Origin of the sequence: Bradyrhizobium cenepequi (assembly GCF_020329485.1) — a bacterium.
GTDB classification, from domain to species: domain Bacteria; phylum Pseudomonadota; class Alphaproteobacteria; order Rhizobiales; family Xanthobacteraceae; genus Bradyrhizobium; species Bradyrhizobium cenepequi.
This window is the reverse complement of sequence record NZ_JAGKJI010000020.1, coordinates 26,889-42,435: the sequence shown is the minus strand read 5'-3', so window position 1 is coordinate 42,435 and position 15,547 is coordinate 26,889. Positions and strand designations below refer to the sequence as shown.

Sequence of the window (15,547 nt, the reverse complement as noted above, 5' to 3'; positions counted from 1 at the left end):
CGGTCGCCGGATGGCCGGGTGGTGCTGCCGACGCAAACAGAGCGATCCAACAGGCTCTACAGCCTTCCTCTTTCGTCTACGGTCAGCTTTTTCTTCTGCTCCTCCGTCAGCTCGCCATTGCCAACAACCTGAAATCTGCTGTTGGGCTCATAGTCCTGTGGCTGAAGGCTGCTGCGATCATCCTTCTTGCGTTGGTCCTCATTTGGGTCAGCCGCACTACCGCCATAGCCCAGGAACTCGACGATGATGATCGACGGACGATCGTTGGTGTTGGGCGCGGTTGGCTGAACCTGTTGCGTCGCCGCCGTCATGTTATTGCTGGAGGCCAATGCCGCGACTGGCGGCGCCTGCACCGTGGGAACGCCGGTGATATTGCCCTGCGCCTGGATGTTCGCGGCGTTGACGATCGCCAGCGCCGCGAGGTTGACGTCGGCGCCCGAGCGAATGCCCGCTTCGCCCGCATCGATTGTCCCCAGGGGAGCGATGAGGTCGATGCTGCCGCCGGGAACGCCTGGAACCGCACTGCGTGAGGCGATGCCGGCGCCGCTGGATGGCGCGTTCGGCGAGAGTTTCACCGCGCCGTAATTATCGTAGACGCGCCTCGGCGGGGTGTAGACGATCGTCGTCTTGGCACCGCGGCCGGCGTTGATGTCGCCCTCCGCCGACCAGGCGAGGATATCGCCACCGAACGTCGTCATGATGCGCGACAGGCCGAGCAGGATCGAGCCCTTGGAATAGAGCTGGATGCTGCCGGAGCCCTGGGTGACGATGCCGGCGCTCGCCGGCGGCACTTGGCCCTCGACGCCGACCACCTGCTGGCCGCCCGGCGTCAGCATCTGGATGCCGCCGCCGAACAAGGTCCGCACGCCGGCGCCGCCGAAGATCGTGATGTCGCCATCATAGGCTGCGTCCCCGGGGAACAGCGCAGCGATCGCTTCGCGGCCGCGCAGATAGGAGCCGTAGCGGCTGCTCGCCTCATCGTTGTATTCGCGCCCGCCCGCCTTCAGCTCAGCGAAATAGACCTGGCGCAGGAAGATCGCCTGCTGCTCCGGCGCGAGAGCCGTGAAATAGGCCCGCGCGTCCGCGTCGGTCGGCGCCGCGAAGCCGAAGCGCTCCTTGAGCCAGGCCGCGAGTTCAGCCTCGTAGGTCTTGGCGACCTTGCCCGGCTGATCGGCGAGCGGCGTCCCGACAATCGCGAGGTTAGCCGGATCGAGATAGGGCAGCAGCCCCGCATAGTTCGGCCCCGTCGGGCCCGCGCCCGCCTGCATTAGGATCGAGGCGCCGGGTCGCGTGTCGCCTGCGGCCAGCGCTCCGATCGAGACGATCGAGCCCTGGTCGCCGAGATAGAGGTTGCGTCCGGCGACGACTTCGAGCGAGCCGGGGCCGGCGATCTGCACCTGCGCATAGAGGATGTCGCGGCCGGCCTCGATGCTCGAGACATCGGTCGCGTCGTTGTTCAGGATCAGGCTCGGCGTGTCCGTGTATTCCGCACCGCTGGTCGGGCTACGATAGGCGTTCTTGCCGAAATTGACGATGTCGCGTCCGGCATAGATGCGGGCCGGCATGGCCGTGCGATAACGCGGCAGGAATTCGCCGTTCACGAATTGCGGCGTGGGATCGCCGAGCGTGAAATTGACGATGTCGCCGGTCAGCGCGTAGACGCGGATGAGCTTGTCGTCGCCCTCGTGCAGATTGGTGGTGACGGTGTCCGGCTGGAACTGGAAATAGGAGTTGCTCGTTCCCGGCCGGAACGGATTGGGGATCGAATTGGGATCGGCCAGTGCGCCCGAGACGCTCCAGGCGGCGGGCCAATCACTCCCGCTGATGCCCGCCGCATAGATCGAGTCGCCGGCCAGAAGCTCGAGATAGCCGTCGCGGGACGGCGCCAGCTCGATGCGCCGCACGCCAGCCCAGTACAGGCTGCCATGCGCCGCGACCGCCTCGAAGATCGGCGTCATCATCGTTTGGTTCGTCGAATCCTCGCTGCCCCATATTTCGTTCTGGCTGAGGGAGCCCGAGGTATTCAGTGGCACCATATTGCCGCCCGCGGAGAACAGCGTGATCGCGCTGTCCGAGCGCCACAGCGAGAAGGTCGGGCCAGTGACGGAAACGCCGGTGGGATAGATCATGCCGGGATCGCCGGCGCCGCCGAAGACGAGGTCGCCGCGCGCCTGCAGGCTGGCCGATCCATCGCCGATGACAACCACCGGCCCGCCGGTGCCGCCATCGTCCTGGAGCATCGTCGCCCGATAGAGATCGACGGCCCGCGGATCGTTCAGCGCGCCGACGCCGTAGACCAGCTTGGCCGCGCCGATGGCGCCGGCCTGCACGGCGATGTCACCCCGCACATTGGTGAAGGAGCCGTTGAGATCGTCGGTCGTGGCGGCTATCGCGGTGTACGGGTTGAGCCGGCCGCCGATATCGACGGAGAGGTCGCCGCCGCCGGTCTGCAGCAAAGTGCCGCCGGTCACGACGCCGTCCGGCGTCTTCGTCACCGAGGTGACGCGGCCGCTTCCGCCCACCGCGAAGACGAGGCCGGTGCTGCGAGTGATCTGGGTGCCGCCGCTTGTGAACGCGCCGAGCACGCCGGCATCGCCGCCGACGTCGACGTTCAGATTGCCGCCGCCCAGCGTGCCGAAACCGGAGAAGCCATAGAAGATGTTGGCGCTGGGTCCGCCATAGGCCCCGAAGCGGATGCCCCAGGCCGCCGGCGTCGTGGCGTCGCCCTGGCGCACCAGCCAGTTGCCGACCGAGTAAGTGTTCTGGCTCGCAGACGCAGGATTCTCCACCTGGAGAGAGCCCGTCAGGTTGCGCCCGGTAGTGATCGTCAGATCGCCGCCACCTTCAGTGAAATAGCCGCCCTGCGAGGTGACGCCGGAATAGGCGCCGCCGACATCGATCTGGGAGCCGGCGGTATAGACGCCGAAGGGCGTGTCCTGGGTGAGGTCGCGCCCGGCGACGAGATCGAGATCGCCGGTGCCGGTGCGGATCACGCTCGGCAGGACCTTGCCGCCCCCGTTGGTGAGGGGGTTGGAGAGCAACATGTTGCCGCCCGCCCCGAGCACCGACAGCGATTGCACCGCACGTGTGTCCGCGCTGGTGCCGTCGGCGCCGCTGACGAGGCGGATCGACCAGGACTCGCTGCCGGGATCCAGCATCGGCGCGCGCGCATAATTGGTGATGGGCGTCGATGCGATGAGCTTCGTCCCCGTCGGCAGGGTGGCGCCGGAGGGCAGCGTCTGGCCGGCCAGCAGCGTGACGATGGTGCCACCCATGACGCCGGCGAGATTTGTCCCCCCCGGAATGACCGTGCCGGCCGCGACCGACATCGTGCCCACACTGGTGGCGCTCGATCGCGGCAGCGTGGTTCCGGCGCCGTAGACCGAATTGGTCGGAAGGATAAAGTTGGTGGAGTTACCATTGAGAAAACCAATATCGATGACGGTCCCGACCGGCAGGGTGGTGCCCGCAGGTATGGTATCACCCGAGACGTATGTCGTTCCGCCCGGCACCGCGACGGTGCGGTTCGGAACCGATGCTGAGACCACCAGGTTGGCGCCGAGCTTGATCGACCCGGTCAACGTCCAGACGCCGCCGGGCACCATATCGGCGCGAACGGTCAGGCCCAGGCCCGTGTACTCGAACGGGATCACGACATCGCCGCGCTGAACGGTATTGCTCGTTCCACCAAGGATGATGTCGAAGGTCAGCGTCGTCCCCGGAATGGGAATGGTCGTTGCGCCGGACGTGACCGCCACGGTCAGCGTCCGGGGGCTGGCCAGCGTCTCGGTGCTGTTCATGATGTCGTTCGGATTCGCGACAGGATTGCCAAAGCCGTCCGTGATGCTGCCGTTCACGGTGAGGTTGCCCGGTGCGCGGACGACGAGCGAGCCCGATTCCGTGGCACTGTAGCTCTCGTCCGACGTGCGAAGGCTCGCGAGATCAAGATCGCCCTTGATCGTGAGATTGCCGTTCGAGGACGAGCCGCCAACGATCTCGACGCCCGGTCGCAGATGATAGGCGTCGCCATAGGCGGACAGGCCGGCGGTGCGGCCGGCGAGACCGGCATTGGCCAAAGCCGCGTCGATGAACAGCACGTTGCGCGCACCGATCTGGTCGAGACCGAGCACGCCGTCCGCACCCACCGGATCGGCACCGCCGTTGTCCTGCACGATGCTGCCGTCGACGTCGGTCGGCGAATAGGTCCAGAAGGCGTTCAGCGCGATCTCCGCCGCACCCTGGATGTTCAGCGGGCCCGCGGCATCGATCCGCGCGTCGCCGCTCGTCTCGCCCGTGCGGCCGGTATTGAGCACCAGCTTGCCGCGCCTTGCGCCGTCCGGCGAGCTCAGGTCCAGGGTGGCGCCCTGGTTGAGCCGCAGCCAGCCGGTCGTCGCAGTCAGCTCGATGCGGCTGCGGTTCTTCGCCTCGATGGCAACGCCGTCGCTATCGGTCTGCAGCTCGGTGCCCTGCACGTCGAGCACGGCGCCGGAGGCAAGGGTCAGGTCGTTCTTGGCCGAGAGGCGGATGGCGCCTGGCGCCGCGCCGCTGGCGTCGATCCGGCCGTTGACGGTCAGGCTGCCATTGTCCACCGAGACGACGACGTTATGCGCCCTCACCTCGTTGCCGATGGCGAGATCGCCCTGCTTGAGGGCGAATTCGCGCGTCCAGAAGAACCCGCCTGCATTCAGGGCCGTGTTGATGCGCGCAAAACCTTCGCTCTGGCTGGAGAAGCCGGTGAAATGGCCGCCGAGCTTGAACGAGCCGCTCTCGTAGCCCGTGGTGGACGAGCCCTTGAACATGCCGTCGAGCGACTGGAAGGCGATGCCGCCAGCGGATGCATCGGTCGCCGACAGCGTGATCGAGCCGGCATGGTTTTCCACCGCGGAGACGTCGAAACTCGCGCCGCCCTGGACGACGATGTCGGCATGCGTGCTCTCCAGGATGACGTCGCCGCCCCAGGAATATTTCGTCACGTCCTCGAAGGGGATGGCGCGGCCGGCCAGGTCGATGCGCGCGCCGCTATCGATCTGAAGGGTCTGGTCCGCCGTCACCGTCAGCTTGCCGGAGGGCAGCACGATCGCCGTGTCGAGCTGAACCGAACCCTGGACGGATGCGAGGTTGATGGTGGCGCCGAGCGCGTCCACTGACGCGGTGCTGGCGGGCGCGCCCTGCGGCGCGACGACGCGCAGGGCGCCGCCGGCATAGACCGACAGCGTCGAGCCGCTGTCGCCGGTCAGCAGCGGGGTGATGAGGTTCAGCGCGGCCGCGTCGCCCGTATAGGTCGCGGGATCGAAGGACGAGGTCGGGCTCGCCCCGGTCCGCCAGACCGCAAGCGTGTTGATGTTGTTCGAGGTGATCCGCTCCGAGGCGTTGAGGTTCACCGTCCCGAAGCCGAGCATCAGCCGGTTGAACTGGACCGTGTTGAGCGGCCGCGACCGCTCGACATAGCCGAACAGGATCTCGCGCGCCACGACATTGAAGACGCCGTGGCCGGTGCCCGGCCCGTCGGCGATGATCGCGCCCGGTGCAACGGGCGTATAGATCGGGTTGCCGCCATTGGGGTCGTACAGGGCGCGGCCCGTCCACACCAGCCGGTCGGTGGCCAGCGTGACGCTGTCGTTCGCGCCGCCATGGCCGTAGATCGCGGGCGTACTCAGCACGAAGCTTTCGAGAACCGACTTGCCGCTCGCGTCGAGCGTGGAGAGGTTCACGGAGCCGTAGAAATTGATCGAATTCGCGGCCGACAGGATGAGATTCTTCATGCCCGGCGCGCCGGTGACCGGATCGCCCTGCACCAGCCGGTCGAGCAGCACCTGATCGAGCGAGAGCCCGCCCGGCAGGATGCCGGTGGTCGCCGCGGCCGCAAGCTGCTCCGCGGTGCCGATATTGATATAGGGCAGCGCCAGTTCGAGATCGCGCGTGCCGAAACGCACGCCGTCCTGCAATACGACGCCCTGGCCGGAGGTGAAGGCGATCGAGCCTTCGCTGTAGAGCGAGGAGCCGCCCTCGAGCGTGATCGTCGACGTCGTCGTATTCCGGTACGGTTCGAGAGAGACCGAGCCGTTCGAGACCGCGAGCAGCGCCGGCGCGCTGAACAGAATGCCGGTGGCGGCCGTGTCTGGTGCCAGCAGGCCGTGGCCGAGCGTATTGACCGACGCGCCGGACTTCACCGTGATGCCGCCGTTGTGGGCCAGGAGGATGACCTGCGAGCCCGTCAGCACTACCCCGCTTTCCAGGGTCAGCGAGCGGACGAGGCCGTCATTGACGGTGAATTCGAAGACCGGACGTATCGGTTGTCCGGCACTATACTTGATCCCGGGCGCGGAGCCGACATAGAGGTTGGGCGCTCCGACATCGAGGATCTCGGAGGCGGCAACGGTCGTGACGCTGGTGCTGCGAACCGTCGCGCTGCCCGCTCCGGTGATCACCATGTCGGTGTCGTAGGACTTGTTTGCACCGCCTTTGCCGGAGACCGCCAGGGTGCCGCCATACCCGCCCTCGCCGGGCGTGAAATCGGCCTGGCCGTCGAAAATGAGCGCCGATTCCACGCGCGGCGCGCTGCCCGTGGCCAGTGTCGACAGATTGAAGGTCAGGAACTTGCCGTCGACCGCCATCAACGGGCGGGCCACGCCGAAGGTCGCCGCCTGTGCGAACTGGAAGGCCTCGTAGCCCTGCTCGTTATATTGCGAATGGGTGCGCAGAGTCGCGCCGGGTGTGACGATGGCGGCGGTCGGGAGTTGATCGACGATCGCGGTGTTGGCCACGCTGCGCGTCGCGCTCGTCATATACGAACCGCTCGGCAGCGCCTGGGCCGCGGCATATCCCGTCGTCCCGCGCGCGCCGAGCTCGACGCGATAGGCCCCGGGCAGCAGTGCATAATTCGCCGGCAGCAGCGTGTAGGTGCCGGCCGGCAGGCCAGGCACGCCGGCCGGGATCGTGATCTGCTCGCCGATGCCCGGCGCCGCGCCGGTCCAAGCCGTGGAATAGCCGCCGGCCGGCGGCGCGATGTCGGAGCCCGGCACGATGGCATAGACCGGATTTCCGGACTTGCTGAAGCCGTAGCCGGGATTGGCGTCGGCGAGCGCATTGACCAGCACGTCGACCGAGCCGCCGCGGCCGGAGACGAAGGCCGCACCCGCCAGCGTGCCGCCGCCGGACAGATCGAGCACCGAACCCGGATGGCTCACGACATTGGTGCCCGTCGCGGTGATGCCGAGGCGCACGTCGCTGTTGTTGACGTAATTGCCGTCGGCATCCTTGAGGATGGCGCCGGTGAGCAGGTCGTAGGTGGCCAGTTTGCTGCCGTCGACGGTGAAGCTGACGCCGTCCACCGTGCCGCCATAGGGGATGATGAGCCCCCTGGTGCTGACCGAGGTCAGGCTGCCCGGCAAGAATTCGACGAGACCTCGCGTCACCCTCTGCGTGTCAGTCGTGGTGAGCGAGATCGCGCCGAGCGGGGCGAGCAGATTGCCGCCCTGCCGGATCGTCCCGGCCGTCAGGTTGAGCGCGCCGAACACCGAATAGGGCGTCGCGACCGGCGCATCGTCGTGCCGGCCGATCGTGATCGTACCGGTGTTCTCGGCGCCGGAGGGGAGCGCCGGCTGGCCGCTGATATTCATCGCCGTGCCGGCATAGAGCCCCGCGCTGGCGCCGGTCACCGGATAGATGCGCCGCGCGATCAGATCGAGATCGCCGGTCACCGCCAGCGTCGATGTCGAGAAGCGCAGATCGCTCTGGCTGTCGAGCGTCAGCTTTGCAAAATAGGCATTCATGCGGCTGGCGACGTCGATCAGTTCGCCGCGAACGCTCAGTGTCCCTGTAGCCGGATAAGCGGGCAGCATGGACGGGAGCACACTGAACTGGCCGGCCTCTCGCACGAATTGCCCGTCCAGGGTGACGTAGGGCGCGGAGACGCTCGCGTAGCCACCGCCGACGGAATTGTAGAGACCCGACGTGCGCAGCGCGATGCTGCGGCCTGCCGTGAGGTTCACGTCGCCTTCGAACACGATGGCCGTGCGTGCGAACAGCGACAGATTGTCGAAACCGCCCGCCGCGACCTGCTCGGCGCTCAGGCTCGCATAGCCGGGCCTGAGGTCGTCATGCGCCGCGCCCGCCTCGAGATCGGCCGGCAGTGCACTGGGCTGTTTCGTCTGGGAAATATGCAGCGCCCTGCCCGCCTGCAGGCGTGCGGGTACGACGTCGCCCGACACATAGCTGTAGATCGGCGCTTCGAAATTGATGGTCAGCGTGCCGCCCGAGGCACCCGCGCCGCCGGCCCGGCCGAGCAGCGTGCCGTCATTGTAGATGCCCTGGTAGGAATCCAGGACGATGCTGCCGCCATTGCTGGCGACCGCGCGGCGCCCGATCGTACCTTGCCCGGCCGTCCCCAGGGTGGTGATATCGAGCTCGGCGCTGGCGCCCGAGACGTCGATCACCGCGCCCTGGCGCACAACGACATAGGCGTCGGCGGAAAGATAGGCGTCCTCGTACAGGGTGTCCTCGCCGCCGAGGCTGCCGAGCACGACCTTGCCGCCGTCCGGCACCACGCCATAGATCTGCCCCCGGGTATCGACCGCGGTGACCGCCCGCGCCGAGGCGTCGAGCCGCGCATGCTCGCCGATCCAGACCGAGAGCCCGCCGACGTCCTTGTTGCTGAACCGGTTGGCGTTCAGGACGGTGATCTCGCCGCCATGGGCGGTGATCGCGCCGTCGATGTTGATCTGCCCACCGCTGGCGATACTGACCTTGCGGCCAGGATCGACGGTGATCGACGCGCCCTGGGCGATCGTCACACCGCCGCCCGAGAGCCAGCTGGTGTCGCCGCCCACGCTGCCGCCCGACAGCAATTCGAGATCGACGCCGCCGCGCTGGGTGAGCGTCGTCGTTATTGGGTCGGCGATATAGACGTCCGGCAACCACACGCTCAGCGCGTCCGACAGATCGCTGCCGGTCGGTGCACCGTAGGCACCTGTATCGAACCGGTAGATCGGCATCACCGGCGCAACATTGGCGCCCGATGCCACGAGCAAGCCGCTCTGCCCGTTGATCGAATATTTCGAGAAGCCGCGGCTCAGGAGATTGTCGGCGATATGGAGCGTCGCCGGTGGCGCTATCTGGGCTTCCACCGGCACGAAGCTGCCCGCGCGAATGATCGTGCCTGCCGCAAAGGTCACATCAATGGGAGCCGGTGTCCCCGGCATATAAGTCGCGACCTTGGCCGCCGTCAGCGTCAGTCCCGAGGGGAAAGCGTTGGCCGGCAGCACATAGCCGGCAGGAAGCGAGCGTACGGTCGACGTGTTCGAGGCGGTCAAAGTTGCGCCCTGCGGAACCGTCGTCCCGGGCGGAGCCTGAATTGTCGCTCCGCCATTGGTGTAGGCGATGTTGATCGCTCCAGCGGGCACGACCCAGGCGGCCGCCAGCCTGACATTGGCGGGAATGGTGATATCGAGCGGCAATGGCGCGCCTGCACCGACGGCGGTAACGGTGCGGCTGTAGGCGGCCGGAAGCGGCGCGCCGGCGGGAATGAGCAACGCCTCCGTCAACGTCACGTCGGCCGGCACCACGCTACCCGCAGGCAGCGTCGAGCCGATTTCGTAGCTGGCATCGCCAATCACGACGAAGCCCGCGGTGGACAGCGACAGCGCACCGCCGCCTTCGACGCCATAGCCGGTGATCGTCCCGCTCAGCGTCAGGTTGCCGCTGCCGCCGTTGAAGCCGGCGAGCAGCGACAGGTCTCCGCCCTTCCCGGCCTTGGTGTTGCCGTTGGCGAGGATCGCGGCGCCGGAGGAGGTGTCGATCCGCGATCCGGTCTCCAATGTCACATCGCCGGTCGAGCGCAGCGTGACGCCTCCGCCGTCGACGAAGGCGAGACCGGAGAGATTGGTCGGATCGAGCAGCGCGTTCGTCCAGATGCCGCGGGTGTCGATCGTCACTCCCGAATGCAGCGTCAGGCCCGAACTGCCGTCTTTGGACAGATCGGTGTTCCGCGTTGCAAGGGAGCTGCCCTGAGCTTCATACGTCACAAGCTGGTTGCTTGCCGTGACACTCCCGCTTCGGACGGTGACGTTTCCATTGATGTCGATGATGGGCGCGGTGAGGGCGAGTGAGCCTCCATCGGCCAGCGTGAGGTCGCTGTCGATCGCGATCGTGTTGCCCGTGGCGAGGTCGATCCCGCCAAGCTTTTGGTCGTTGAGGTGGGAGGCATCGAGCCACAAGGTGTTGGTGCGGCCGGCGGGTAGGACGGAGGACGCGTCGAGGCTTTGGGCGATGTCCTCGACGCCTCCGATGACGATCGCGCTATCGTGGACACCCATCAGCCCGAGCGCACTATAGCTGCCGACGAGAAGCTGTCCCGCTTGCGCCACCTGGGTCTGGCCGAGCTTGTAGCCGTCGGCGATGTCGGTCGGTCGGTCGGAGAATTGTCGCTCACCCTGAACGACATCGGCAAGGATGTCGGCCTCGAAGATCGCCGTCGGCGTTGAGAGGATGAGCTGGCCCGCATCACGACCGACCGTGTAGCCATCCTCCCACCGGACGCTTTCGCGACCGCGACCGAACGGATCGGTCCAGACTTCCGTAACACCCCAACGTTCGTGTTTACGGACGTAACCCATGCCAACGCCGTAGAACGTCATGTCGCCGCGGGCATCGTTGATGTTGTAGATCCGGCCGTCCGGTCCGAGAAAGTTTGTGGTGCGGATATAGCCGGCCTCATAGCGGATCGAACCGCCGGAAATATCGAACACCGACCCTTGCCGTGCGATCACCTCCGGCGCCGACAGCGTGATGGTGCCGCCGACCGAAGCCCACTCCCCGATCGTATGTGCGGTGTTGGCGAGATAACCGCCGACTTCGAGCAGACCGCCGGGCGTATAGTAGCGGTCGGTGTCGTAGCCTCCAGTCCCCGCTGGCACGAAAACCAGGTCACGAATATCAACCCAGACATCCTGGTTCTTCAGGTAGTCCTCATCGCGGTTGACCGGGCTGTCGCGCAGCTCATTGCCCTGGATATTGACCAGAATGTTGTTCGACGACATTGCCAAAGACACGTCGCGGACGCCCGAGACGTCGATCGTCGCACCGGTGTCGGTGAAGATACGCACCCCCGCCGATACCGCCACCTGACCGCCTTGTGCGATCGTGAGCGAACCTGCTTCCGGTGTCGTACCGCCCTCGAAAATCACATGGCCGCCGGTGACGATCTCGATGCGCGACTGATCGAGCCGGTCGGCCAGAGTTGAGAGATTGTCGAAGATTCCGAGCGGCGTCGTGGCCCGCAACAGATTCGCGGCTTCGGACGCTTCAATCAAGCCATCGCGCTGCGAGTTCAGCGCGGTCTCCTGGCTCTCAAGCTCCGGAATAATCGTCGTGACGCTGTTCGCACCAAGCGTGATGCCGCCAAGCGTGTCGGTCGCCGAGTTCAGAAGATGGATCGTGCCGCGCGTATTGACCGATGTGGAGGCGACGAGGATGGCGTTCTGCTCGATGGTCCGGCCCGCCAGTGTGATATCGCCCTGGGGGCTGAAGATCGAACCGTCGTTGCGGACAAGCCCGGCGAGACTGCCTGCATCGAACAGCGGCGCGATCTCGTTGCCGCGCGTGGTCGAGAACTGGTTGGCTTCCGTGCCGTAACCGCGGCGCAGAACGAAGTTGTCACCAGCCGCGAGCTGCGTCTGCCCATTTGGCGTCATGATCGAGCCAGCGTTGACGACCTGCCCACCCATCAGCAGCACGAAGCCGCCGCCGGAGGTCACTGACGCCGGGGCGTGCGTCTCGATTTGCGCGCCAGTTTCGACCTTGACGACGCCGCCGCCGGTGCCGTTGTTGAGAAATTCGGCCGCGTCGGTGAAACTTGGCGTCCAGGTCGAACCGCTCTGCGTCGAATAGATGCCACTCAGGAATTGTTCGTTCGAGATCTTTGCTGTCGACGCGATCAGCGTCCCGACATTCACCTGCGAAGCACCGCCAAAGATGATACCGTTCTGGTTGATGACATAGACCGAGCCGTCGGCCTTGATGTTGCCGAGGATCTGACTGGGCCTGCCATCGGCGCCGAGCACGCGGTTGAGCGCAACCCAATCGCGATTGCCGCGCTGGTTGAAGGTGAGATCCGTCCTGCCACCCACATTGAAGGTATCCCAGGTGAGAATGGCCTTCTGCTGGGTCTGCTCGATATTGACCTTGACGCGATCGCCATCATTGAATTGCGTTGGCAGATCCGCACCCCGCCATAGATCGGTTCCCGGCACGGCACCGAGCGCCCGCTGAAGTCCACCCACGCCCAAGCCATTGGGAATCGAAGACGCATTGACCGCGGCACGCGCCGCGTCGCGGGCGACTCGCTGAATCGCCTGCTGCGCCTGGATGGCGAGCGTCGCACGTCGCAGCGAGTCCGAGGCCTGGCCCGCGGCGCGCGCGGCCTCCTGTTGACCCGATTGCGCTGCCGCAATCGCTGCCGCCGATGGTGTCGGCGCCTGTCCACCGAGCGGCCGCGCATAAGCACCCGGAGCCGTCATCAACAGCGCCGTCACACTGACCCCCGCCAAGAACGCGTAGCGATTGCGACCCCGGCGGGTGGACAATGGTGAGAAATAGTTAGTGGTTGTAGATGCCGGAGCTCGCTGCGCTTCCAGATCCGCCTTACGGAATCTCTTCGCAGTGCGGATCATCGACATTGAACGGCTCCTGTCATCGGTCGCGCCTCATGTGATCGAAAGCGCTCTCACCCCTAGACCGATCGACCGAGCGAAAACCGTAAATTTTCTTCTCCCTGCACGCGCCAGTTTTCAGCTCAGCAGAACGATGCCGCCCGGCAGCGCTCGGCTCGTGATCCCGAAGGCCTGGTTCAGGCGCACCAGAATGTCATCCATATGATCGATACGGAAGCGGCCGCTGATGGACTTTCGGGCGAGCTCTCGATCCATCAGGATCACCCTGCCCGACCGATATCGGTTGATCTCTTCGACAACTTCGGCCAGCGGAGTCGAACGAAAGATCAATACACCTTGCTGCCAGGCGGTGACGAACTCGATATCAATGCTCGCAACAGGCTGAAGCCCCCGATCATCATATCTGACCTGTTGGCCGGGACCGAGCATCGTCGCTTGGGATCCCAGTGTGACGTTGACATTGCCGCCGACGCATGTGACGCACACGGAATGCCCGGCGCGGCGAACATCGAAATGGGCCTGACTGGTCGTCATGATGCCATCGGCCGCGAGCACGACAAGACGGCGCTCCTGCTGGGACTTCGACACGAACGACGCTTCGCCAGAAATCAGTTCAACGCGAGCACCGTCGTCGCCCCGCAGCGCCACGCTCGTTTGCGAGTTCAGGTGCATGGAAACGTCGCTCGGAAGTTCCAGTTGACGCTGTTCACCTGTCAAGGTGCGATAGTCTGCCGCCAACTCCGCAGCTGATGGCCAAAGATCGAGCGGAGGGGAAACCATGGCATAGGCCGCCACGGCCGAGACGGCGGCGAGCGCCCCACCAATAGCAGCACGGCGGCTGAGCGCCGAATGCGACAGTGGCCGAGCCGCCAACGCGGGCGACAGTTGCCCCCGTTCGCGCATGCCGCGCGCTGCAGGGGTAAACTCCTTCCACAGCCGGAGCGCATCAGCAAAGGCTGCTTCGTGGTCTGGGCTCCGTGAACGCCACCGCTTCAGGGCTTGGAGATCGGCAGGAGTCACCCGGCCGGAGTCCAAATGCTGGACCCAGCCCACCGCCTCACCCCTCAGCTCGCCTTCGGCCCTATCGTCCACCGCGATGACCCTCGACACCTGTCAATTGAGATGCTCTTGTGGCTTGGGCCACACGAGAGATGTCTGACGTTAAGACGGTTTTCAGAGCCCCGAACCGCATTTTATTTTCGCATCTGCTTGCGACGAGCAAGACAATACTCGTGAGCCGACTTCAGCTCCTTCTCGACGAGACTCAAGGAAATGCCCAGGCGTTTGGCAATTTCGCTACGCGACAAGCCATCAAGACGCGCCGCTACGAGAATGTCACGCTGCCGAGACGGCAATTCCGAAATGAACATCTCGACTAGCCGCAGTTCAGAGCGCGCCTCAATGCTCGCCGTCGGGTCCGCTGTCTCATCAGCGAGATCGAGCATCTTCTCGATTTCGGCAGAATTCAGATAGCGCCGCTCCGACAGGATGCGGTCGCGTGCGACATTGAGCGCAATCCGGTACAAATAATTGACCGGACTGCCGACATGTCCGACCTGTTCGACCCGGTTCAGACGCAGCCACGTGTCCTGTACCGCATCGTCGGCAAGATCCGCCGACCCAAGCCGCTGCGCGAGTTTCGCCTTGAGTTCTCCGTAGCTTGTAAGAAAGAGCTGACGCAGGACCAGCAGACTGCTTTCCGTCATGGCCCGGCCCTGCTTGGGCCGCCGCGGAGAGCAGCGCAATCCTGTCGCATATCTGGATCGCTCGGCAGGACGACGATGGTAATCGGCTGCGCGAATCCGGCGGGCGGGGCCACACCCAGGCTGATCTGGCCCAAGGCAGCTTCAACGCTCCGATCCATCGCGTCGCTACCGGTGGAGCTGAGCGTCTTCACCTGCAATACTTGTCCCGCCTGGCCAACCCACAAACGGGCTGCAACCCTGCTACTATCGGACAGTACGCGGGTTCCGCAGAACACAGTCCTGAGGCTGGCCTGAAGTAGACCGTAGTAACGCCGGTGGTCTAACGATTGGCGTTCTACGCTGCGCACCGTCGCACCAGTCGGCACCGGACCCACCACGAAGAAATCGGCATCCTTGACGTCCGCCCACAGGCCGGTGCCAGCGAGCAATATCTGCAGTGCCACTTCCGGCGCGTACACACCTTCAACAAGGCTGGAATGACGTCCTTCGGCCAGAGCTCCCTCATAGAGGACCTCACGGCTGGAAATGCGAGCGTAGATTTCCAGCGCTGCACCAAGCGGTTGGGATGGAATACTGAAGACCAGGCTGCGCGGGGCAGCCTTCCTTCCAGAAACACTGGAATCTGCTCGGCCTGGATTGGAAATGAGAACAGAAAGCCAAAGGATGATGACTACCGAAGCAGCAAACGACAGCATCCAAGATCGCGAACCTGAAACACGCGAACCTCGCATGACACTGCCGAATTACTCGCTCCTGTTCATGGTATCCAAGCGGCTGCGCGGCTGACATTAGATATCCTTTCGCCGCTCGCCGGGGCATACCGCGCCGTGTTTAGACCTGTATTGTGACAGTTGGACGAAGTTTGCGACTTTGGATTTCGAGAGCTTCACGCATCCATCATGCCGGTTTCGACGCTCGCAATTCGACGGTCGATGCCCTGTTCGCGGACGCGCATTGCGTCGCCACCTTAAAAGTTGCTTCTACGTGCAGTGCCTTTGCCGCTACCGTCGAGCGAACGCCGTCACACAATATCGTCGATTGGCACGGGAAATCGTAACGCTGCGTAGTGGGGGAGCGACTCTAGACTGGCGGTGAAGGCCAGCATCGACGTCTGGCGCAAAGGCTCTCTTCCAATCTACGAGGCGCGCGGCTCCTCCTTCAAGGAAAGGCCGC

4 protein-coding genes are annotated in these 15,547 nt (G+C 65.1%); all 4 read right to left on the bottom strand.

The features are described 5' to 3' along the window. Window positions 1–56: 56 nt before the first annotated feature. The 4 genes from J6497_RS21000 to J6497_RS20985 all read right to left on the bottom strand — a co-directional run bounded on the left by J6497_RS21000 (window position 57) and on the right by J6497_RS20985 (window position 15,069). A complete protein-coding gene (locus tag J6497_RS21000; RefSeq protein WP_225706184.1) occupies window positions 57–12,515 on the bottom strand; it encodes a filamentous hemagglutinin family protein in 12,459 nt (4,152 codons plus the stop codon). A 270-nt stretch (window positions 12,516–12,785) separates the two neighbouring features. Continuing rightward, window positions 12,786–13,760, bottom strand: coding sequence for a FecR family protein (locus J6497_RS20995; protein ID WP_225706183.1), 975 nt, complete (start codon window positions 13,758–13,760; stop codon window positions 12,786–12,788). A gap of 101 nt (window positions 13,761–13,861) precedes the next feature. Beyond that, window positions 13,862–14,374 (bottom strand): RNA polymerase sigma factor, encoded by a 513-nt coding sequence (locus J6497_RS20990; RefSeq protein WP_225706182.1) that lies wholly within the window; start codon window positions 14,372–14,374, stop codon window positions 13,862–13,864. After that, complete coding sequence (locus J6497_RS20985; RefSeq protein ID WP_225706181.1) at window positions 14,371–15,069, bottom strand: TonB C-terminal domain-containing protein; 699 nt, start codon at window positions 15,067–15,069, stop codon at window positions 14,371–14,373. The genes J6497_RS20990 and J6497_RS20985 overlap by 4 nt, the downstream gene beginning before the upstream one ends. Between the last annotated feature and the right edge of the window lie 478 nt (window positions 15,070–15,547).